Below are 20,830 nucleotides of genomic sequence, written 5' to 3' on the forward strand. Positions count from 1 at the left end.
CCCGCCACCGCAACCTCATCTTTACCAGACAAGGCGCCACTCAAGTTACAAGGATGAGGACTTAGGTGTTGGCGATCGGCTACACGGCCGTACTAGGACTCGAACCCTCTTTGCGCTAGCGTGAGCCCTCTGCAACAGGATTGCCGGGGGGCTCATGCCGCTGAGTGGTTTCGATATCTTCGTCGTCGTTCTGGTGCTCGTCGTCGTGGTGACGATCGCCATGGGCATCCGGACGGTTCCGCAGGGTTATGCCTATACGGTCGAGCGGTTCGGGCGCTATTCCCGCACGCTCACGCCGGGTCTCGGCCTGATCGTGCCCTATATCGATCAGATCGGGAAAAAGGTGAACGTCATGGAGCAGGTGCTCGACGTTCCGAGCCAGGAAGCCTTCACCCGGGACAATGCGGGGGTCACCATCGATGCGGTGGCCTTCTTCCAGGTGCTCGATGCGTCCCGCGCCTCCTATGAGGTATCCAACCTGCATCAGGCCCTGCTGGTCCTGACCATGACCAATATCCGCACGGTCGTGGGCTCCATGGATCTCGACCAGCTCCTCTCCCATCGCGATGAGATCAACGAGAAGCTCCTGCGCGTCGTCGATGCGGCGGCCTCGCCTTGGGGCGCCAAGGTCACCCGCGTCGAGATCAAGGACATCGTCCCGCCGCAGGATCTCGCCGGCGCCATGGCGCGGCAGATGAAGGCCGAGCGCGAGAAGCGCGCCGCCATTCTCGAAGCGGAAGGAATGCGCCAGTCCGAGATCCTGCGTGCCGAAGGCCAGAAACAGTCGCAGATCCTTGCAGCCGAAGGCCGCAAGGAAGCGGCGTTCCGGGACGCGGAGGGCCGCGAACGGCAGGCGGAAGCCGAAGCCAAGGCGACCGGCATGGTCAGCGATGCCATCGCGCGGGGTGACCTCGCGGCCGCCAACTTCATCGTGGCGGAGAAATACATCGATGCGATCCGGGCGCTCGCCTCGGCGCCGAACCAGAAGGTGGTGATCGTCCCCATCGAGGCGGCCGGACTGGCCGGGACCCTGGGCGGCATCGCGGAACTGACCCGATCCGTGTTCGGCGAGGGTGGGGCGAGCGCCAGGCCCGCCCGCAGCGTTCCCACGGTTTCTGGCGGAGCCGAACGCCCATGATCGCCGACGCGTTCATCGGGCTGGGCGCATGGGCCTGGATCATCCTCGGCGTCGTCCTGATCGGCATCGAGCTTCTCGCGCCGGGTTCGTTCTTCCTCTGGCTCGGCCTCGCGGCCATCGCGACCGGAATGCTCGATGCTCTCCTCGGCCTGTCCTGGCAGGCCGCAGGGCTCCTCTTCGCGCTCCTGTCGGTCGGGACGGTGATCCTGGGTCGCTACGTCACCCGCTCGAAGAAGCAGCCCGAAGCGGAGGCGGCGCCGCTCAACCAGCGTGGTCAAGCCCTGGTCGGACGGGTCTTCACCCTCGAAACGCCGATCAAGGACGGGGAGGGGCGCATCCGGGTCGACGACAGTTCCTGGCGGGTGACCGGCGCCGACCGCTTCGCGGGTGCCAAGGTGCGCGTGGTCCGGATCGAGGGATCGACGCTCGTGGTCGATGATCCTTGAGCCCGGCTAGCGTAGGAAGAAAAGCTTGCGGGTACATTGGTAAACTATATAACATTTAATGAGATGTGGTCGTCGCTGGTTTGTGACGCAGAGGAAAAACATCCACGACCTCAATGGGATAAAGAACTATGAGCCTTATCATAAATAGTCCGCGCTTCACTAACCAAGGTACGATCTCTGGTGGATTGACCATGGGCGACGGTGACAACTACCTCGATACAAGGAAGGGCTACATCTCCGGCAAAATCCATATGCTCGGGGGGAACGACACCGTTCGCGGGGGCAAACGGCCCGAATACATCGATGGCGGTGATGGAAACGACACTCTCTGGGGCGGGGCGGGCAACGATACCTTGATCGGTGGTGCCGGCGTCAACACCCTGACTGGAGGGGATGGCAAGGACAGCTTCGTCTTCGCAGCCGCGCCTGTTGCAGAAAACAGGAATATCATTCGGGACTTCAACTCGAAGGACGACACGCTCAAGTTCAAGCAGATGTTCTTCACCGGTATTGGCGGCAAGGGAAAGCTGGCCAGCGATGCTCTTCACTTCGGGACGCAGGCCGCAGATGCGGAAGATCGCATCATCTATCATAAGGCGACCGGGAATCTGTACTACGATCCCGATGGTACGGGTCCCGAGGCGCAGATCCTGATCGCCACGTTGAGCAACAAGGCGAAACTTGTTCTCAGCGATTTCGTGATCGTCTGACACATGCCGGGAAAGGGCTGGCTCCTGACCCTTCCCATAATGTTCGGGCCTGGAGCCGGATACGGCGACGTGAATCCCGTTCGCTGTTCAAGACGCGGCGCAGCGGCGAAGAGAACCGATCCCGGCACACGAAAACGGCTCTAAGCCGCTCCGGCCCGCAGCAGGTCGAGGTAATGCACAAGTCCGATGGGGCGGCTGTTCTCGATCACGATCAGGGCGGTGATCCGGGAGGCCTCCTCCATCTCCAGCGCCGTCGCCAGGAGGGCGTCGGGCGCGATGGTTCGGGGCGTCCGGGTCATGATGGCCGTGACCGGCAGGGTCATGAGATCGGGTTTGAGATTACGGCGCAGGTCTCCGTCGGTGACGATGCCCGCGAGCGTGCCGTCGCCGTTCACCACGATCACGGCCCCAAAACCCTTGCGGCCGATCTCGGCGATGGCTTCGTCCATGCGGGCCTCGACACCGACCACGGGCAGACGCTCGTCCTTGTGCATGATGTCGCGCACGAGCTTGAGGCGCGCGCCGAGCTTGCCGCCCGGATGGAAGACCTTGAAATGCTCCGCCGTGAAGCCGCGCCTTTCCAGGAGGGCGACCGCCAAGGCGTCGCCCAGGGCGAGCTGGATCGTGGTCGAGGTGGTCGGCGCCAGCCCGTTGGGGCAGGCTTCCTTGGCTTTCGGCAGGGTCAGGCAGATGTCGGCGGCGCGGCCGAGGGTCGATTCCGCATTCGACGTCAGGGCGATCAGCGGCACCCGGAAGCGCCGGGAATAGCCGATGATGTCGGCGAGTTCCGCGGTCTCGCCCGACCAGGACAGGGCGATGATCACGTCGTCCGTCTGGATCATGCCCAGATCACCGTGGCTCGCCTCCGCCGGATGGACGTAATGGGCCGGGGTGCCGGTCGACGCGAAGGTGGCGGTGATTTTGCGGCCCACATGGCCGGACTTGCCCATGCCGGTGACGATGACCCGGCCCTTGGCCGCGGCCAGGGTTTCGACCGCAGCCGTGAAATGCGGGCCAAGGCCGTTGCCGATGGCGTCCATCAGGATCGTCAGGCCGTCCCGCTCGGTTTCGAGCGTGCGCAGGGCCGACGCGATGGCGGGATCGGGCGAGAGGGAAGCTGGCTTTGCAAGCGTCATGGCCGCCCTCTAGCACAGAGGAGCGGCCATGCGGAACCCTTCGCGGAGCCCTCGCGCCCGGTTACTTCTGCCGCAGCAGGGCTTCGAGTTCCCGGCGGAAATCGGCGGAAAGCTCCTCGCGCTCGAGCGCATAGGCCACATTGGCCATGAGGAAGCCGATCTTGGAGCCCGTATCGTAGGTCTTGCCCTCGTACTTCATGCCGAAGAATTGCTGCTGCTTCATCAGGCGGATCATGGAATCGGTGAGCTGGATCTCATTGCCGGCGCCGCGCTCCTGGGTGGAGAGCAGGTCGAAGATCTCGGGCTGCAGGATATAGCGGCCGGAGATGATGTAGTTCGAGGGCGCCGTGCCCTTCGGGGGCTTCTCCACCATGCCGGTGATTTCGAAGGTCTGGCCGAATTCCTGGCCGACCGACACGATGCCGTATTGATGGGTCTGGTCCTCCGGCACCTCCTCGACGGCGATGATGTTGCCGCCGTGCTTGTCGTAGGCGGCGATCATCTGCTCCATCGAGCCGCGGCTGAGCATGTCGGGCAGGATCACGGCGAAGGGCTCGTCGCCCACGAGCTCGCGGGCGCACCAGACCGCGTGGCCGAGCCCGAGCGGCTCCTGCTGGCGGGTGAAGCTCGTCTGGCCGGCCTGGGGCTGGTCCTTGGCGAGGATTTCCAGCTCCTTGGTCTTGTTGCGGCCCTCAAGGGTGCGGTTCAGCTCGTAGGCGATGTCGAAATGGTCCTCGATCACGGCCTTGTTACGGCCGGTGACGAAGATGAAATGCTCGATGCCGGCGGCGCGCGCCTCATCCACCACATGCTGAACGACCGGGCGGTCGACGACGCAGAGCATTTCCTTGGGCACGGCCTTGGTGGCAGGCAGGAACCGGGTGCCGAGACCGGCGACGGGAAGAACTGCTTTGCGAATTCGCTTCATTGAATGAGCCATGATTGAGCATCAAGAGGGAAGGGTAATCTAAGTCAGGACAGGGAAAAGGGAACCGATAACTGTTAAGCTTCGGCGCCTCTTAACGCGGTAGCGGCTCCTATGTTCCATCCTTATGGACCTCATTGCGGCTCCCGACCTGAATTGGAGCTGAAGCCTTATGGTTAAGCTGCCAATCATGACGGTTTTGCGGAGGTGGATCGGCCGGACGATCAGGGCGAGGGTACATAAGGACGCACTCCCGGCTCGGGGAGCTATCAACCGGCTGTTAACCTGCTTAGTGTCGCATGGCGGGGCAGATCTGTCCCGTTTCCGTGAGCGACTCCCATGCGCCAGCCGCTTTCCGCCGTGCGCCGCCTGTCCGGCGCATTCCTTCTCGGTCTGAGCCTCGCCGCAGGCGCAGGCGGCGGCGTTTCGCCCGTGCAGGCGCAGGAGACATCTCCAGCCGGGTTCCAACGCTTCGTGCAGAGCCTGTGGCCCGCCGCCAAGGCGCGGGGGGTGTCGCGCGCGACCTTCGAGGAGGCGTTCCGGGGTGTCGAGCCCGACGCCAAGATCATCGCGCTTACGAAAAAGCAGTCCGAATTCGTCCGCCCGATCTGGGACTACATCAACGGAGCCATCTCGGCTCAGCGCCTGAAGCGCGGCCAGGAGATGGCCGCCGAATGGTCGAAGACACTCGCCGCCGTCGAGCGGACCTATGGGGTCCCGCGCTCCGTGGTGCTGGGCGTCTGGGGCATGGAGACCAATTTCGGCAGCTTCACCGGATCGATCTACACGGTCCGGGCGCTGGCGACCCTGGCCTATACGGGGTATCGGGGCGAGTTCTTCCGCGAGGAGCTGCTCACCGCGCTCGAGATCCTGGAGGGCGAGCATATCGACCGCTCGAAGATGCTGGGATCCTGGGCCGGGGCCATGGGCCAGACCCAGTTCATGCCCTCGAGCTTCATGAAATACGCCGTCGACGGCAACCGGGACGGGATCCGGGACATCTGGTCCTCCGTCCCCGACGCCCTGGCGTCCACCGCCAATTACCTGCGCCAGCACGGCTGGGACCCGGGCCTGCCCTGGGGCTTCGAGGTGGCGCTGCCGCGCGGCTTCGACTACCGGCATCTCAGGCAGGACTTCGCCGGCTGGCAGACGGTAGGTGTGCGGCGTGCGGACGGAAAGGCGATGCCCCGCGCCGGCGAGGCCACCCTGTTCCTGCCGGGCGGAGCCAATGGGCCGGCCTTCCTGGTGACCCGCAACTACGATGTGATCAAGGCCTACAACTCCTCCGATGCCTACGCCATGGGCGTCGCCCATCTCGGCGACCGTCTCCTGGGCGGCCTGCCGATCCAGGGTGCCTGGCCCAAGGACCAGCCCATGCTGAGCAAGGATCACAGCCAGGAACTGCAGGAGCGTCTCGCCCGCCTCGGACTCTATGAAGGCGATATGGACGGCAAGCTCGGATCCAAGACCCGGGAAGCCGTGCGGAACTTCCAGCTGCGCCGTGGCTTGATCCCGGATGGATATGCCGATTATGCGGTCCTGCGCGAACTGCGCACGACCCGCTGACGGAGCTCCCGCAAGGCTCTATACTCAAGGCTGGTCCGGACAGAAGTGGAGCCGCCGATGTCGATAGCGCCGATTCTTCGCCCTCTGACCCTGACCCTGCTGCTTGCCGTCGGCGCGAGCAGTGCGGCCCTGGCCCAGTCCGGCTATTACCAGCCGCAGGCCCAGCGCGATCTCAGGGCTTATCCGCCCGGCTACTATCCCGGAAAGCTCGTCCAGCCCGCCCAGCCGCAACAGCAGCAAGGCTTCAGCCTCCGGCGCTTCTTCGGAGTGCCGGACGAGCCGCCGCCGCCGGCCCGCACACCCGTGGCGCGCCCCCGCAAGGCCGCTCCGCCCGCGGCGGCCGTGGCCAAGCAGGAGAAGCCGAAGGTCGATCCGAGCACCTTCGTGGTGGTGTTCGGCGATGCCCTAGCCGGCTATGCCCGCCAGGGGCTTGAGGCGCATCTCGCCGACAACCAGGACGTGGCGGTGGTGCCGAAGGTCCGGGATGCGGGCCTGGTGCGCGCCGACCCGGCTGATTGGCCCAACTTCATCAAGTCGACCCTCGACGAGGGCCAGAAAACGAGTGTGGCCGTGGTGATGCTGGGGACCGGCGACCGGCAGGCGATCAAGGACGGCGATAATTCCGTCGAGCCCCTGTCCGACCGGTGGAAGGAACTCTACCGCCAGCGGGTCGACGGAATCGTGAACACGTTCAAGGAGCGTGGGATTCCCCTGGTATGGATCGGCCTGCCGCCCATGAAGAACAGCAAGGCGTCCGAGGATCTCGTCGTCATCAACGAGATCTACAAGGACAGCGTCCAGCGCGGCGGCGGCACCTATGTGGACATCTGGCCGGGCTTCGTGGACGACGAGAACCGTTACACAGCCGAGGGACCCGACGTGGACGGCGAGCCGGCCAAGCTGCGCACCAACGAGGGCGTGTTCTTCACCCGCGCGGGCGCCCGCAAGGTCGCTTTCTTCGCCGATACGGAGATCAAGCGGATCCTGGGCAAGGGCGGTACGGCCGTGGCAGCTCCTGCCAATCCGGCTGACATCACGCCTGCCGATGGAGCGCCCGCGCCCTCGATCGAGGCGGCGATCCCCGCCCCGCCGGATGCAGCCGCACCGGTTACCCTGCCGTCGAAGCCCCTGGTCGGTCCGGTCCTGCCCCTGACCCGTCCGGACGTGACGCCGGGTGGGACCCTGGTCTCGGCCCCGCCGAAGCTCACCGGGGACAATGCCTATATGGTGCAGCGCGCCCTGCGGGTGGGAATCGCCCCGGGTTCACGGCCTGGGCGGGCGGATGATTTCCGGTGGCCGAATAACTGAAGGCAACCAGTCACAAAAAAGCGGCCGCTTCCGTTTTACGAAGTGGATGGATCAGGCCGGCAGGTTGCTCTCGCCCATCAGGAAGGTGTCGATGGAGCGGGCGGCTTGGCGGCCTTCGCGGATGGCCCAGACCACGAGCGACTGGCCCCGGCGCATGTCGCCGGCCACGAAGACCTTTTCGCCCGACGTCCGGTAGCTCCTGTCGTCCGCCACCACGTTGCCGCGCCGGTCCATGGCGACACCCGATTCCTCCAGAAGGCCTTCCTTCACCGAACCGGCGAACCCGATGGCGATGAAGACGAGGTCGGCCTTGAGGATGAACTCGGTGCCGGGGATCGGCTGGCGCTTGTCGTCCACGCGGGCGCATTGCACGCCGGTGGCCTGGCCCTTCTTGCCGACGATGCCGAGGGTCGCGGCCTGGAACTCGCGCTCCGCGCCTTCGGCCTGGGACGACGAAGTGCGCATCTTGGTCGGCCAATAGGGCCACACGGTCAGCTTGTCCTCGCGCTCCGGCGGCTTGGGGCGGATGTCGAGCTGGGTGACGGAAAGAGCGCCCTGGCGGAACGCGGTGCCGACGCAGTCGGAGGCCGTGTCGCCGCCGCCGATGACGACCACGTGCTTGCCCGCCGCGAGGATCGGCTCCATCGTCACCGCCTCACCGCCCACGCGCTGGTTCGACTGGGTGAGATAGGGCATCGCGTAATGGACGCCCTTCAGCTCCTGGCCGGGCAGGTTCGGGTTGCGCGGATCCTCCGCGCCGCCGGCGAACAGCACCGCATCGAACTCGTTGTGAAGCGACGCGAAGCTCTTGTCGACACCGATGTTCACGCCGCAATGGAAGACGACGCCTTCCGCTTCCATCTGCTTCACGCGACGGTCGATGTGGTACTTCTCCATCTTGAAGTCAGGGATACCGTAGCGCAGCAGGCCGCCGGGCTTCGCCTGGCGCTCGAACACATGCACCTCGTGGCCGGCGCGGGCGAGCTGCTGGGCCGCCGCCATGCCTGCCGGCCCTGAGCCGATCACGGCGACGCGCTTGCCCGTGGAGAAGCCCGCGGGCTCCGGCTTCACGAATCCCATCTCCCAGGCCTTGTCGGCAATGGCCTGCTCGATGGTCTTGATGGTGACCGGCTGGTTCTCGAGGTTGAGCGTGCACGCCTCCTCGCAGGGCGCAGGACAGATGCGGCCCGTGAATTCAGGGAAGTTGTTGGTGGTGTGGAGGTTGCGCGCCGCCGCCTCCCAGTCGTTCTGCCAGACGAGATCGTTCCAGTCGGGAATCTGGTTGTGCACCGGACAGCCGGTCGGCCCGTGGCAGAACGGGATGCCGCAATCCATGCAGCGTCCCGCCTGCTTCTTCAGGTCGTTGTCGTCGAGCGGCAGCGTGAATTCGCGGAAGTGGCGCACGCGTTCTCCGGCGAGCTGATACTTCTGCTCCTGCCGGTCGTATTCGAGAAAGCCTGTGACCTTGCCCATGATTATCTCTGCTTTTCCTGAACAAACTTAATGAGCCGCTCAGAGCTGATGTCTTGCTCTGGAAGGTCACATAAGTTCGTGCTCCATTCATTGTTTTGAGCCCGGCTCATAACGATTACGGCGATACTTGAAACCGGAAGATCGATTCCGCAATCGCCGCCCTTGCTATCCCTTAGGGTCACGGTTGGCTCAGTCTTGCCTTTCAGATTCTGAAGAACCTGAATGTTCCAGGCAGGTGCACGGTTGTCTGTGTTCTGTGCTTGCGAAGCTATCCTACCAATAATGATAGCATTTGCAGGTGGGATATCCTTCAGAGCATCGTCATTGGCAGTTATTAGTTCGCTTGCCTTAGCGAGAGAGTTGGCGGGGCACTTACAGGCCAAAGCACTATCGCTGGCGACGATTACAGCAACAGCGGCTACAAGAATGCGAAAGGAGTTCATCGCTCACTCCGCCGCCTGCAGGTTCCGAAGACGATCCATCTCCTGGAGCGCGCGGCGGTACTCGACCGGCATGACCTTCACGAACTTGGTGCGGTAGGTCGTCCAGTTGTCGAGGATCTCCTTGGCGCGCGTCGAGCCCGTATAGGTGTGGTGATTGGTGATGAGCTGCATCAGGCGCTCTTCATCGGGGCCGGACATGTTGGCCATGATGTCGATGCGGCCCTTGGTCTCCAGATCGCCGCCGTGATGGTGGAGGCGGCGCATGAGGTCCTCCTCCTCCTCGACGGGTTCGAGATCGACCATGGACAGGTTGCAGCGCTTGCCGAACGTGCCGTCCTCGTCGAGCACATAGGCGATGCCGCCCGACATGCCAGCCGCGAAGTTGCGGCCGGTCTGGCCGAGCACGACCACGAGGCCGCCGGTCATGTATTCGCAGCCGTGATCGCCGGTTCCTTCCACCACCGCGATGGCGCCGGAATTGCGCACGGCGAAACGCTCGCCCGCGACGCCGCGGAAATACGCTTCGCCGGCAATCGCCCCGTACATCACCGTATTGCCGACCACGATGGAGTTCTCAGGCCGCGCCTTCGAGGCCGTGGATGGGCTGATGATGATCTTGCCGCCCGACAGGCCCTTGCCGACATAATCGTTGGCTTCGCCTTCGAGGTTGAGCGTCACGCCCGCGGCCAGCCAGGCGCCGAAGCTCTGGCCCGCCGTGCCCTTCAGCTTCACGGTGATCGTGTCGTCGGGCAGGCCTTCATGGCCGTAGCGTTTCGCCACCTCGCCGGAGAGCATCGCGCCCACCGTCCGGTCGGAGCTGCGCACCCGCGATTCGATGGTGACCGCTTCGCCGTTCTCCAGCGCGGGACCGGCCTGCGCGATGAACTCGCGGTCGAGCACGGTGGCGATCGGGTGAACCTGACGCTCCTGGTGACGGATCGCCACGCTCGCGGGCACGTCAGGCTTGTGGAAGAGCTTCGTGAAGTCGAGGCCCTTCGCCTTCCAGTGGTCGATGGCGACGTTCTTGTCGAGCAGGTCGGACTGGCCGATCATCTCGTCGATCGAACGGAAGCCCATCTCAGCCATCAGCTCGCGCACTTCCTCGGCGACGAAGAAGAAGTAGTTGATGACGTGCTCAGGCAGGCCCTTGAAGCGCTTGCGCAGCACCGGGTCCTGCGTGGCGACGCCGACCGGGCAGGTGTTGAGATGGCACTTGCGCATCATGATGCAGCCCGCCGCGATCAGCGGCGCGGTCGAGAAGCCGAATTCGTCGGCGCCGAGAAGCGCCGCGATCACCACGTCACGACCGGTGCGGAGGCCGCCATCCGCCTGAAGCGCTACGCGGCCGCGCAGGCGGTTGAGCACGAGAGTCTGCTGGGTCTCGGCGAGGCCGATTTCCCAGGGCGAGCCCGCATGCTTGAGCGAGGTGAGGGGAGACGCGCCCGTGCCGCCCTCGAAGCCTGAGATCGTGATGTGGTCGGCCCGCGCCTTTGCGACGCCCGCCGCCACCGTGCCGACGCCCACTTCGGCGACGAGCTTCACGGAGACATCTGCCGAGGGGTTCACGTTCTTCAGATCGAAGATCAGCTGCGCCAGATCCTCGATGGAGTAGATGTCGTGATGCGGCGGCGGCGAGATCAGGCCGACGCCCGGAGTCGAGTGGCGCACGCGGGCGATCTTCACGTCCACTTTGTGGCCGGGAAGCTGCCCGCCTTCGCCGGGCTTCGCTCCTTGAGCCACCTTGATCTGCATCATGTCGGCATTGACGAGGTATTCCGTCGTCACACCGAAGCGGCCGGAGGCCACCTGCTTGATAGCGGAGCGCTTGGAGCGCCCGTCGGAGAGCGGACGGAACCGCTCCGGCTCCTCGCCGCCTTCGCCGGTGTTGGACTTGCCGCCGATGGCGTTCATGGCGAGCGCCAGCGTCTCGTGCGCTTCCTTCGAGATCGACCCGAAGGACATGGCACCCGTGGAGAAGCGCTTCACGATCTCCTGGGCCGGCTCCACTTCGCTCACGTCAACCGGCGCGCGTCCCGTCTCGTCCGCTTTCCTGATGCGGAAGAGACCGCGAATGGTCTTCAACTCGTTGTCCTGCTCGTTCACGAGGCGCGCGTATTCGCGGTAGCGATCCTGCGCGTTGAGGCGCACCGCGTGCTGCAGCGTCGCGACCGTGTCGGGGTTCCAGGCATGGACCTCGCCACGCTGACGATAGGCGTATTCGCCGCCCACATCGAGGTCGTTGCGGTAGATCGGCGCGTCGCCGAAGGCGTCGCGGTGACGGCGCACGTTCTCCTCCGCCACCTCGTCCATGCCGATGCCTTCGATGGTGGTCGCCGTGCCGAAGAAGTCGCGGGACACGAAGTCGGAACGGAGGCCGACCGCATCGAAGATCTGCGCGCCGCAATAGGATTGGTAGGTGGAGATGCCCATCTTGGACATGACCTTGAGCAGGCCCTTGCCGATGGACTTGATGTAGCGCTTGATCGCCTCGTCGGCGTCCACCTCTTCCGGCAGCTCGCCGGCCTCAAGCATGGCCGCGATGGTCTCGAAGGCGAGGTAGGGATTGATCGCTTCCGCGCCGTAGCCAGCCAGGCACGCGAAGTGATGGATCTCGCGCGGCTCGCCGGATTCGACCACCAGGCCGACCGAGGTGCGAAGACCTTTCCGGATCAGATAATTGTGCACGGCCGCCGTGGCCAGCAGCGCCGGGATCGGGATGCGGTCCGGGCCGACCATGCGGTCGGACAGGATGATGATGTTATAGCCGCCGTGCACGGCCGCTTCCGCGCGGTCGCAGAGCCGGTCGAGGGCGCCGTCGAGGGCGGCCGCGCCGAGTTCGGCGTCATAGGTGATGTCGAGGGTCTTGGTATCGAACCGGTCCTCGAAATGGCCGATGCAGCGGATCTTCTCCAGGTCCTCGTTGGTGAGGATCGGCTGGCGCACCTCAAGGCGCTTGCGGCGCGAGGTGCCTTCGAGATCCAGGATGTTCGGACGCGGGCCGATGAACGACACGAGGCTCATGACGAGCTCCTCGCGGATCGGGTCGATCGGCGGGTTCGTCACCTGGGCGAAGTTCTGCTTGAAATAGGTGTAGAGCAGCTTCGCCTTGTCGGAGAGCGCGGAGATCGGCGTGTCCGACCCCATGGAGCCGACGGCTTCCTGGCCGGTAACGGCCATGGGCTGCATGAGGAGCTTGAGGTCCTCCGCCGTGTAGCCGAAGGCCTGCTGACGGTCGAGGAGCGACACGTCGGTGCGCGACTCGCGCGCCTGCACGGGCTTCAGGTCTTCCAGCACGATCTGCGTGCGCTTGAGCCATTCCTTGTAGGGGTTCGCCTGTGCGAGCTGCTGCTTGATCTCGTCGTCCGAGACGATGCGGCCTTCCTCCAGGTCGATGAGGAGCATCTTGCCCGGCTGGAGGCGCCACTTCTCGACGATCTTCTCTTCCGGGATCGGCAGAACGCCCATTTCGGAGGCGAGCACCACGAGACCGTCATCGGTCACGAGGTAGCGCGCCGGACGCAGGCCGTTGCGGTCCAGCGTCGCGCCGATCTGCTTGCCGTCCGTGAAGCACACGGCGGCGGGGCCGTCCCACGGCTCCATGAGGGCCGCGTGATATTCGTAGAACGCGCGCCGATCGTCGTTCATGAGCGGATTGCCGGCCCAGGCCTCAGGGATCAGCATCATCATGGCGTGCGACAGCGAATAGCCGCCCCGCACGAGGAATTCGAGGGCGTTGTCGAAGCAGGCCGTGTCCGACTGGCCCTCATAGGAGATCGGCCAGAGCTTCGAGATGTCGTTGCCGAAGAGCTCGGAATCGACCGAGGCCTGGCGCGCCGCCATCCAGTTCACGTTGCCGCGCAGGGTGTTGATCTCGCCGTTATGGGCGACCATGCGGTAAGGGTGGGCGAGCTGCCAGGTCGGGAAGGTGTTGGTGGCGAAGCGCTGGTGCACGAGCGCGATGGCGCTCTCGAAACGCTCGTCCTGCAGGTCGGGATAGTAGTCACGCAGCTGCGTGACGAGCACCATGCCCTTGTACACAATGGTGCGCGAGGACAGGCTGACCGGGTAATAGCCCGCGGTGCGCTCGTCCTTCATGTCGTAGACGGCGTTGGAGATGACCTTGCGGGCGATGAACAGGCGGCGCTCGAAGGTCTCGGGCTCGTCCATGCCCTTGCCCTTGCCGACGAAGATCTGGCGGTGCAGGGGCTCGGTGACCTTCACGCTCTCGCCGAGATCGCTCGAGTCGACCGGCACGTCGCGCCAGCCGAGGACCTGCAGGCCCTCGTCGGTGATCGCCTTGGTGACGATCTCCTCGACGAGCTTGAAGCCCTCCGGGTCGCGGGGCATGAACAGGTGACCGACGCCGTATTGGCCTTCCTCGGGCAGCCAGATGCCGACCTTGGCGCATTCGGCCGCGAAGAACTTGTGCGGGATCTGGACGAGGATGCCGCAGCCGTCACCCATCTTCGGGTCCGCGCCCACCGCGCCGCGATGATCGAGGTTGTGCAGGATGGACAGGCCCTGCTCGACGATGGCGTGGGATTTGCGGTTCTTCATGTCGGCGATGAAGCCGACGCCGCACGAATCCTGCTCGTTGGAGGGGTTGTACAGGCCCTGGGCGGCCGGCAGGCCCGGATCGCGCACCACTTTGACCGTATCCGCCATCGTGGCCGTACGGCTTGGCACTCGGGCTTCCAGGCTCTTGGTCGGCTCGTCGCTCATGGCAGATCCTCACATCCGAACAGGTCTTCAGGTTGTCTCAAGGCGGCTTTCGGGCCTGCCGGATGATTGGATCGTCCGGAATGCCCGCCGCTTCTTCGGGTTTTCGAGGGTTGGGTCCGGCAGGGGAGCCCGCTCCTCGCGGGCATCCTTTGGGCTTCGTCAGCCCAGAGTCGCCCGTCCCGCCCACGTTTTGCGGGCGGCTTTCGTGGTATCTCGTTTCGTTCGCGTCAGGCGAAGCATCAAGAAAACCCCAGGGCGAAGGTGAGGCGCGCAGGCACCTCAAAAGGGACAGCGATACTGTCCTAATGAGGGCAAGGTGCCAGAGTTCGTCGCAGCGCACAAGAGGGTTTGGAAATATTTTAGACAAAAGTTACAAGCCGACGTTGCCGAGTGTAACAAAAGCAACTTTTCGACCCTCGGGAACGAAAGTCTCCGCCGATGGGTCAATGACCTTGACATGTTGGGGAGGGCATAGCTCCCCAAGCGGAAAGCATAGGTCCGTTGCTCCGGGCAGGCATTCCCCTTTTCCGGACAATGCTCTACGGAACGCCACATGAATTTCGCCAGCGACAACATCGTGGGAGCCAGCGCTCCCGTTCTCCAGGCCGTCGTCCAAGCCAATGCCGGCGCCATGGCGGCCTATGGCAACGACGAGATCTCCCGGCGCGTCAGGGAGCGGTTCAGCGCCCTCTTCGAGCGCGAGGTCTCGGTCTTCTTCGTCACGACGGGAACCGCCGCCAATGCGCTCGCCCTGTCCTCCGCCGTGCCGCCCTACGGCCTCTGCGTCTGCCACCGGGAGGCGCACATCATCGACGATGAATGCGGGGCGCCGGAATTCTTCATGCATGGGGCGAAGCTCGCCGGGCTGCCGGGCGTGGGCGCCAAGCTGAGGGCCGAGGACGTTGCCGCCTATCTCGAAAGCCTGCCTAAGGCCGTCAAGCAGATGCCGCCCAAGGCCCTGTCGATCTCGCAGGTGAGCGAGGGCGGCATGGTCTATGGCCTCGACGAGCTCGCGGCGCTCGGGGCCGTCTGCCGGGCCCATGGTCTGTCCTTCCACATGGACGGTGCCCGCTTCGCCAACGCGCTGGTATCCCTCGGCTGCACCCCGGCCGAGATGACCTGGAAGCAGGGCGTCGACATCCTCTCTTTCGGCGCCACCAAGAACGGCGGCCTCATGGCCGAGGCCATCGTGGTGTTCAAGCCCGAACTCGCGGAGGCGCTCGACTACCGGTCCAAGCGTGCCGGCCAGGTCATCTCGAAGGGCCGTCTCGCGGCGGCGCAGTTCGAGGGCTATTTCGCCGACGACCACTGGCTCGCCAATGCCCGCCACGCCAACCGCATGGCAGCGCTGCTCGCGGAGGGGCTCCTGCAGGTACCCGGCGTGCGCCTCGCCTGGCCGACCCAGGCTAACGAGGTCTTCCCGATCATCCCCAAAGCCCTGGATCGGGCACTCAAGGATGCCGGCATCCTCTACCATGCCTGGACGGAGCTAAGCCTGCTCCAGGCGGAGTGCGTCGCCGAGCATGAGGCACTGATCCGCCTCGTCGCCTCCTGGGCCACCCGCGAGGAGGATGTGCGCCGGCTGCTGGAGATTGCCTCTTCGGGAGTAGGGAGTCGGGCGGCCGAGTGATTGCCCTAACCCTGCCGCATTCCCCCGCGATTGGTTCTCACCAGAGACCCTTGACCGACGGGGCCCCCTCCAGCCCCAGCGGGATACCAAGGACCAGGATCCGACAAAACAAAAAGCGCCCCGGCCGAACCGGGGCGCTCTTCGTTTGGGGCTCGAAAAGTGTCAGGCAGCCTGCTTGGCTTCGAGGGTCTGGCTGCCGTTCGAGGAAATCGGGATGAGCTTCGGCTTCTTGGCCTCGGGGGTTTCGCGCACGAGGTCGAGATGGAGCAGACCGTTCTCGAGGGCCGCGCCCGTCACCTGGACGCCGTCGGCCAGCTGGAAGCGCCGGTCGAAGCTGCGCGCCGCAATGCCCTGATGGAGCACGTCGACCTTGCGCTCTTCGTTGGGCTTGCGCTCGCCGCGCACGGAGAGGGTGTTTTCCTTGACCTCGATGGTCAGGTCACGGTCGGTGAAGCCGGCCACCGCGATCGAGATGCGATAGGCATTCTCGCCGGTGCGCTCGATGTTGTAGGGCGGGTAGCTCGGGGCCGCATCGACGCTGACGAGCTGGTCGAGCATCGAGAAGAGACGGTCGAAGCCGACCGTGTTGCGGTAGAGGGGAGCAAGATCGTACTGTCGCATGGCATATCCTCCGCTTGAAGCGACATGCAGGAAGGGATCCACCAGAAGAGGCTGGATCCGGGTGATGTACCGCCGTCATGGCCGGCACGATTTCGATGTGGGAGCCGCCCGGTTTGCTTTCAAGAGGGGCGTTCCCTAAGCTCGATCCGCCCTATAAATGCCTGGGCCTTCGAGTTGGAACCTCCCGTGGAATTCATCGCTACCCCCGACAATCCCATGCCCGGCGAACCCAAGCTGGTCAGCGTCACGACCCGCGATGGCATTCCGCTGCGGGCGGCGACCTGGATGCCTGAAACCGAGGCGCCACAGGGGACGGTCTGCATCCTGCAGGGCCGGGCGGAGTTCATCGAGAAGTACTTCGAGGTGGTGGGCGAGCTGCTCGACAGGGGCTTCGCGGTCGTCGCCTTCGACTGGCGCGGGCAGGGATTGTCGGGCCGGCAGGTCGGCAATCCCCGCAAAGGCCATGTCCGGCGCTTTTCCGATTACCGGCGCGACCTGGAGGCGATCCGCGACCAGGTCCTGGTGCCGCACATGCCGGAGCCGCATTTCGGCTTGGCCCATTCCATGGGCGGCGCCATCGCGCTCGACGCGGCCTACGAGAGCTGGCTGCCCTTCCGCCGTCTCGTGACCACGACGCCGATGATCGCCCTGTGCATCATCAAGCGCACTGCATCCGCCGCGCTCCTGGCGCGGTTCCTGCGGCTCGTCGGAATGGGCGCGACCTTCGTGCCCGGCGGCGGCGAGACGTCGATCTCGACCCTGCCGTTCAACGGCAACCGCCTGACGAGCGACCCCGCCCGCTATGCCCGCAACGCCAACGCGGCCCATGCCATCGGAGCGGGGGCCATCGGGGCGCCGACCGTGGCCTGGCTCGACAGCGCCTTCCGCTTCATGAAGCGCTTCGCCGATCCGGCCTATGCGGTGAAGATCCGGGTGCCGACCCTGATCGTGGCGGCCGGCGCGGACCCGGTCTGCGCCACGCCGGCTATCGAGCGCTTCGCTGCCCGGCTCAAGGCCGGCTCCGCCATCGTGATCCCGGGCGCCCGGCACGAGATCCTGATGGAGCGGGACTCGATCCGCGAGCAGTTCTGGGCCGCCTTCGACGCCTTCATCCCGGGCACGCCGGACCCTCAGGTCGGAGCAAGGCAGGATGTCGGATCGGCGAGCCTATCGGCTGAGCAGCTCGACGGCGGCGGCGTGGACCCGGCGGTCGCCCGCAGCGACGATGCGCCCGCCCTCGGCGGCTGAGCCGCCATCCCAGGTGGTCACGACGCCACCTGCGCCCTCGATGATCGGCACCAGGGCGGCGATGTCGTAGGGCTTCAGGCCGGATTCGACCACGAGGTCGATATGCCCGGCGGCCAGCATGCAATACGCGTAACAATCGCAGCCGTAGCGGGCGAGGCGCGCCACGCTCTCCACCCGGTCATAGGCGCGCAGCTCCTCGCCGGCGAAAAGGCGCGGGCTCGTGGTGGAGATGACCGCATCCTTCAGGGAGGCGCAGCGACGCGCCATCAGTTTGCGGTCGCCGCCCGGCCCCCGATAGGTCGCGCTGCCGCCGTCGCCGAAGAAGCGCTCGCCCGTGAAGGGCTGGTGCATCATGCCGAAGACCGGCCGGCGCTTGTAGGTCAGGCCGATCAGGGTGCCCCAGGTGGGAAGGCCGGCGATGAAGGCCCTTGTTCCGTCGATGGGATCGAGCACCCACACGTAATCCGCATCCTCACGCTCGGCGCCGAATTCCTCGCCGACGATGCCGTGGGTGGGGAAGCTGCGCTTGATGAGGTGGCGCATGATCGACTCGCTCGCCCGGTCGGCCTCCGTCACCGGATCGAAAGCCCCGCCGCGGGACTTGTCCTCGGTGGCGATGGCGGTGCGGAAGAAGGGCAGGATCGCCTGGCCCGATTGGGTTGCGAGCTCGTTGACGAAATGCGTGAAGTCGATGAGCCCCATGACTTGGCGTATCCCCTTAAAGAACAATGCGGGCGGCCTTGGCCCGCCTGCGATCAGCTTTTATCAAGCACTCGGCGCGCGGCAAGAGAACGGTAGCGCATCGTGCGGAAAAGTGGACCCGGTTTTCTGCTCCGAACGATGCAGCAGCCAAGAGAAGGAGCATCGTGCGGAAAAGTGGACCCGGTTTCCCTCACGATGGCTCACCGAAGAAACAAGCATCGGATCCGATGCTCTCGCGTCGAAGGATTTCGCCTGCCATGAATGTTGCGCCCAAGACGTTCGCGCCCAAAACCGGCACGACCCGCTTCGAATCGGCCATCGTCCTGATCGGGGTGCTCGCCGCGCTCTATGCGGTCAGCCAGTTCCTGCGCAACTCCATCGGCGTCATCGCCAACGATCTCGCTCGCGAGCTGCATCTCACGGCCACCCAGACGGGCCTTCTCTCCAGCGCCTTCTTCTTCGCCTTCGCGGCGGTCCAGATCCCGATCGGCATCCTCATCGACCGTTACGGCCCCAAGCGGGTCATGCTGGCGACGGCCGTGCTGACGGTCGCGGGCACTGTGCTCTTCGCCCTTGCGCCCTCGGCGCCCCTGCTCATCGCCGCGCGGGCGCTCATGGGGCTCGGCTGCTCCACCTTCTTCATGGCCCCCCTGGTGATCTATGCCCGGCGCTTCCCGCCGCAGCGCTTCGCCGGGCTGACGAGTCTGCAGATGGGGCTCGCCAATATTGGCACCCTCACGGCGACAGCCCCGCTGGCGGCGTCCGCCGCCGCCTTCGGCTGGCGCGCCTCCTTCCTCGCGGTGGCCGCCCTGACCGTCGTCATCTGGCTCGCCATCCTGTGGATCGTCCCCCGGGATGCTCATTCGGACCGGCCGAAGGAAACCTGGAGCGAGGCTTTCCGGGGTGTGGCCGCGGCCCTGAAGGTGCCGTCCTTCTGGCCGGTCTTCTTCATGCACCTGACCACCTATGGATGCTTCGCCTCGGTGATCGGCCTCTGGGGCGGACCCTGGCTGTCGGATGTGCACGGGGCCGATCTCGCCATGAGGGGCAACATCCTGCTCTTTGGCGCGACGGCGCAGATCTGCGGCATGCTGCTCTGGGGCGCCATGGACCGGTTCTGGGGCAGCTACAAGAAGCCCGTTCTCATCGGCAGCACGGCGACGATTCTCCTGCTTCTCGTGCTCGTTTTCGTGCCTCTCGACCGCACGTCGGTGGCGATCTGGTTCCCGTTCTTCGGCCTCTGCGTCGCCTATACGCCCATCCTCACCAGCCACGGAAAATCGCTGTTTCCGTCAGGCCTGACGGGGCGAGGCATCACGCTCATGAATATCGGGACGATGGGCGGGGCCTTCCTGTCCCAGAGCGTGACGGGGGTGCTGATCGACCTCATGGGCCGCTCCGACCAGGGTCTCTACCGGCCGGAAGGTTATCGTCTCGTCTTCGCGGCTCTCGCCGGCTGGCTGCTCCTCAGCCTGGCCTTCTATGTTAAAGCCATCGATCCGCATCCGAGCAGATATGCAATGAAGGCATAACCAATAGCGAAATTTTAGTTGCAATTTGTGCAATGCGGCGTAATTATTGCAGTGCGATATGGCGATGGCGTCGCCGTATCGTAGCCCTTCTTGGGCGTTTCCTCCCTAAACTTCGGGCCGCTGGCAACAGTGGCCTTTTTTCTTGTCCGAAGGGTCTGCGGCGTCGAGGTTTACTCCGCCGCGATCGACCGGATCGTCAGCTCGCCCTCGATATCCGCGATCACCTGGCTGAAGGCCTGGGTCAGGTCGTCCGTCAGCACGGCGAAGCCCGGCTTCTTCTGCATGGTGCGCTCGTCCATGTAGAGCGCCCGGTTGATCTCGATCTGGAGCGCGTGCCGCCCCAGGGCGGGCTCGCCGTAATGCTCGGTGATGAAGCCGCCCGCATAGGGCTTGTTGCGGATCACCGTATAGCCGCGTCCTCTCAAGGCCGCTTCCACAAGGTCGATCAGCAGGGTGGCGCAGCTCGTGCCATAGCGGTCACCGAGCACGATGTCGGCCTTGGCTCCGTCCTCGCGACTGACGCTGGAGGAGGGCATGGAGTGGCAATCGATCAGGATGGCGTGCCCGAAATGCTGGGCGGTGCGGCGCACGAGATGGCGCAGGGTCCGGTGGTAGGGCTTGTAGAGCCATTCGATCCGGTGGAGGGCCTCATCCACATGGAGACGCCCGCGATAGATTTCCTGTCCGTCGGCCACGATGCGCGGGATGGTGCCGAGGCCCCCAGCCACCCGCATGGAGCGGGTATTGGTGAACGGCGGCAGGCGGCCGTCGAACATGCGGGAATCGAGTTCGTAGGGCTCCCGGTTCAGGTCGAGGAAGGCCCGGGGGAAGCGCGCGGTCATGAGGGGCGCGCCGAGATCCGGCATCGCGCTGAAGAGCTCGTCCACGAAGGCGTCCTCGGAGCGCCTCAGGGCGACGGCATCAAGCCGGGACGCGGCCAGGAAGGACGCCGGGTAGACGGCACCCGCATGCGGCACGTTGTAGACGAACGGAATCGTCTGCGCCGAAGGTTCGGTGATCGTGAAGGGGGGATCGAACTCATCAACGATGGTGGGCCGCATCAGAAATCTTGGCTTTATTGGAAAAGGAGCAGGTGTTTGCGCTAGTGTAAGGCAGCCCCGCCGCCTGTCCATGACAATATCGTATTGACGCTGCGTCGTACTTTCACGGCTTGTTTACCATCCGTCCGTCATGAAGGAGCGAGTAAATCCGCCACGATTCGGGACTGGC

General features: G+C 65.0%; 16 protein-coding genes. 8 read left to right on the plus strand and 8 right to left on the minus strand.

Annotated features, from left to right (window positions below):
- Positions 1 to 154 precede the first annotated feature (154 nt).
- From OC446_RS08605 to OC446_RS08615, 3 genes are all read left to right on the plus strand, one after another.
- Positions 155 to 1,138 carry an SPFH domain-containing protein gene (locus OC446_RS08605; RefSeq protein WP_262028628.1) on the plus strand — a complete coding sequence of 328 codons (984 nt, stop codon included), beginning with the start codon at positions 155 to 157 and terminating at the stop codon, positions 1,136 to 1,138.
- On the plus strand, positions 1,135 to 1,584 hold the full coding sequence (locus tag OC446_RS08610; protein WP_262028629.1) for an NfeD family protein: 450 nt from the start codon (positions 1,135 to 1,137) through the stop codon (positions 1,582 to 1,584). Before OC446_RS08605 ends, OC446_RS08610 begins: the two co-directional genes overlap by 4 nt.
- Before the next feature lie 191 nt (positions 1,585 to 1,775).
- Positions 1,776 to 2,294, plus strand: a complete 519-nt coding sequence (locus OC446_RS08615; RefSeq protein WP_262028630.1) for a calcium-binding protein — start codon at positions 1,776 to 1,778, stop codon at positions 2,292 to 2,294.
- Positions 2,295 to 2,434: 140 nt separating this feature from the next.
- Here OC446_RS08615 and OC446_RS08620 read toward each other — a convergent pair whose 3' ends face one another.
- Positions 2,435 to 3,430 carry an SIS domain-containing protein gene (locus OC446_RS08620; RefSeq protein ID WP_262028631.1) on the minus strand — a complete coding sequence of 332 codons (996 nt, stop codon included), beginning with the start codon at positions 3,428 to 3,430 and terminating at the stop codon, positions 2,435 to 2,437.
- A gap of 61 nt (positions 3,431 to 3,491) precedes the next feature.
- The gene (gene galU, locus OC446_RS08625; protein WP_262028632.1) at positions 3,492 to 4,358 is read right to left on the minus strand and encodes a UTP--glucose-1-phosphate uridylyltransferase GalU; all 867 of its coding nucleotides are present in this window, start codon (positions 4,356 to 4,358) and stop codon (positions 3,492 to 3,494) included.
- Positions 4,359 to 4,694: 336 nt separating this feature from the next.
- Between galU and OC446_RS08630 the strand changes: the two genes are divergently transcribed.
- Together OC446_RS08630 and OC446_RS08635 are read left to right on the plus strand one after the other, a co-directional pair.
- Entirely contained in the window at positions 4,695 to 5,921 is a 1,227-nt protein-coding gene (locus tag OC446_RS08630; protein WP_262028633.1) for a lytic murein transglycosylase, read from the plus strand.
- 57 nt (positions 5,922 to 5,978) lie between these two features.
- Complete coding sequence (locus OC446_RS08635; RefSeq protein WP_262028634.1) at positions 5,979 to 7,229, plus strand: DUF459 domain-containing protein; 1,251 nt, start codon at positions 5,979 to 5,981, stop codon at positions 7,227 to 7,229.
- Between the two features lie 51 nt (positions 7,230 to 7,280).
- Here OC446_RS08635 and OC446_RS08640 read toward each other — a convergent pair whose 3' ends face one another.
- Genes OC446_RS08640 through gltB form a run of 3 tightly spaced genes read right to left on the minus strand, consistent with a single transcriptional unit; the run spans position 7,281 to position 13,867 of the window.
- On the minus strand, positions 7,281 to 8,702 hold the full coding sequence (locus OC446_RS08640; RefSeq protein WP_262028635.1) for a glutamate synthase subunit beta: 1,422 nt from the start codon (positions 8,700 to 8,702) through the stop codon (positions 7,281 to 7,283).
- Positions 8,703 to 8,704: 2 nt separating this feature from the next.
- Complete coding sequence (locus OC446_RS08645; protein WP_262028636.1) at positions 8,705 to 9,145, minus strand: hypothetical protein; 441 nt, start codon at positions 9,143 to 9,145, stop codon at positions 8,705 to 8,707.
- A gap of 3 nt (positions 9,146 to 9,148) precedes the next feature.
- Positions 9,149 to 13,867 (minus strand): glutamate synthase large subunit, encoded by a 4,719-nt coding sequence (gene gltB, locus OC446_RS08650; RefSeq protein WP_410055036.1) that lies wholly within the window; start codon positions 13,865 to 13,867, stop codon positions 9,149 to 9,151.
- Between the two features lie 553 nt (positions 13,868 to 14,420).
- Between gltB and OC446_RS08655 the strand changes: the two genes are divergently transcribed.
- Complete coding sequence (locus tag OC446_RS08655) at positions 14,421 to 15,497, plus strand: threonine aldolase family protein (protein ID WP_262028637.1); 1,077 nt, start codon at positions 14,421 to 14,423, stop codon at positions 15,495 to 15,497.
- 162 nt (positions 15,498 to 15,659) lie between these two features.
- Here the strand turns inward: OC446_RS08655 and OC446_RS08660 are convergent, their stop codons facing one another.
- Complete coding sequence (locus OC446_RS08660; RefSeq protein WP_262028638.1) at positions 15,660 to 16,118, minus strand: Hsp20 family protein; 459 nt, start codon at positions 16,116 to 16,118, stop codon at positions 15,660 to 15,662.
- Between the two features lie 216 nt (positions 16,119 to 16,334).
- Here OC446_RS08660 and OC446_RS08665 point away from each other — a divergent pair, with 216 nt between their 5' ends.
- A complete protein-coding gene (locus OC446_RS08665) occupies positions 16,335 to 17,366 on the plus strand; it encodes an alpha/beta fold hydrolase (RefSeq protein WP_262028709.1) in 1,032 nt (343 codons plus the stop codon).
- On the opposite strand, the gene hisN is transcribed toward OC446_RS08665, so the two are convergent.
- Positions 17,286 to 18,068 (minus strand): histidinol-phosphatase, encoded by a 783-nt coding sequence (gene hisN / locus OC446_RS08670; protein WP_262028639.1) that lies wholly within the window; start codon positions 18,066 to 18,068, stop codon positions 17,286 to 17,288. The genes OC446_RS08665 and hisN overlap by 81 nt on opposite strands.
- 257 nt (positions 18,069 to 18,325) lie before the next feature.
- On the opposite strand from hisN, the gene OC446_RS08675 reads away from it, so the two are divergent.
- Positions 18,326 to 19,600 (plus strand): MFS transporter, encoded by a 1,275-nt coding sequence (locus tag OC446_RS08675; RefSeq protein ID WP_262028640.1) that lies wholly within the window; start codon positions 18,326 to 18,328, stop codon positions 19,598 to 19,600.
- Between the two features lie 170 nt (positions 19,601 to 19,770).
- Here the strand turns inward: OC446_RS08675 and OC446_RS08680 are convergent, their stop codons facing one another.
- Entirely contained in the window at positions 19,771 to 20,661 is an 891-nt protein-coding gene (locus tag OC446_RS08680) for an N-formylglutamate amidohydrolase (protein WP_262028641.1), read from the minus strand.
- Positions 20,662 to 20,830: the final 169 nt, after the last annotated feature.

The organism is Microvirga sp. Mcv34 (assembly GCF_024519725.1).
Taxonomy (GTDB): domain Bacteria; phylum Pseudomonadota; class Alphaproteobacteria; order Rhizobiales; family Beijerinckiaceae; genus Microvirga.

Excerpts from the sequence above, each read along its gene's own strand:
- OC446_RS08605 (WP_262028628.1), top strand. The coding sequence starts at position 155 with ATGCCGCTGAGTGGTTTCGATATCTTCGTCGTCGTTCTGGTGCTCGTC.
- OC446_RS08615 (WP_262028630.1), top strand. The coding sequence starts at position 1,776 with ATGGGCGACGGTGACAACTACCTCGATACAAGGAAGGGCTACATCTCC.
- OC446_RS08635 (WP_262028634.1), top strand. The coding sequence starts at position 5,979 with ATGTCGATAGCGCCGATTCTTCGCCCTCTGACCCTGACCCTGCTGCTT.
- OC446_RS08645 (WP_262028636.1), bottom strand. The coding sequence starts at position 9,145 with ATGAACTCCTTTCGCATTCTTGTAGCCGCTGTTGCTGTAATCGTCGCC.
- OC446_RS08665 (WP_262028709.1), top strand. The coding sequence starts at position 16,335 with ATGCCCGGCGAACCCAAGCTGGTCAGCGTCACGACCCGCGATGGCATT.
- OC446_RS08620 (WP_262028631.1), bottom strand. The coding sequence starts at position 3,430 with ATGACGCTTGCAAAGCCAGCTTCCCTCTCGCCCGATCCCGCCATCGCG.
- OC446_RS08660 (WP_262028638.1), bottom strand. The coding sequence starts at position 16,118 with ATGCGACAGTACGATCTTGCTCCCCTCTACCGCAACACGGTCGGCTTC.
- OC446_RS08680 (WP_262028641.1), bottom strand. The coding sequence starts at position 20,661 with ATGCGGCCCACCATCGTTGATGAGTTCGATCCCCCCTTCACGATCACC.
- OC446_RS08675 (WP_262028640.1), top strand. The coding sequence starts at position 18,326 with ATGAATGTTGCGCCCAAGACGTTCGCGCCCAAAACCGGCACGACCCGC.
- OC446_RS08630 (WP_262028633.1), top strand. The coding sequence starts at position 4,695 with ATGCGCCAGCCGCTTTCCGCCGTGCGCCGCCTGTCCGGCGCATTCCTT.
- OC446_RS08640 (WP_262028635.1), bottom strand. The coding sequence starts at position 8,702 with ATGGGCAAGGTCACAGGCTTTCTCGAATACGACCGGCAGGAGCAGAAG.
- galU (WP_262028632.1), bottom strand. The coding sequence starts at position 4,358 with ATGAAGCGAATTCGCAAAGCAGTTCTTCCCGTCGCCGGTCTCGGCACC.
- OC446_RS08610 (WP_262028629.1), top strand. The coding sequence starts at position 1,135 with ATGATCGCCGACGCGTTCATCGGGCTGGGCGCATGGGCCTGGATCATC.
- gltB (WP_410055036.1), bottom strand. The coding sequence starts at position 13,867 with ATGAGCGACGAGCCGACCAAGAGCCTGGAAGCCCGAGTGCCAAGCCGT.
- hisN (WP_262028639.1), bottom strand. The coding sequence starts at position 18,068 with ATGGGGCTCATCGACTTCACGCATTTCGTCAACGAGCTCGCAACCCAA.
- OC446_RS08655 (WP_262028637.1), top strand. The coding sequence starts at position 14,421 with ATGAATTTCGCCAGCGACAACATCGTGGGAGCCAGCGCTCCCGTTCTC.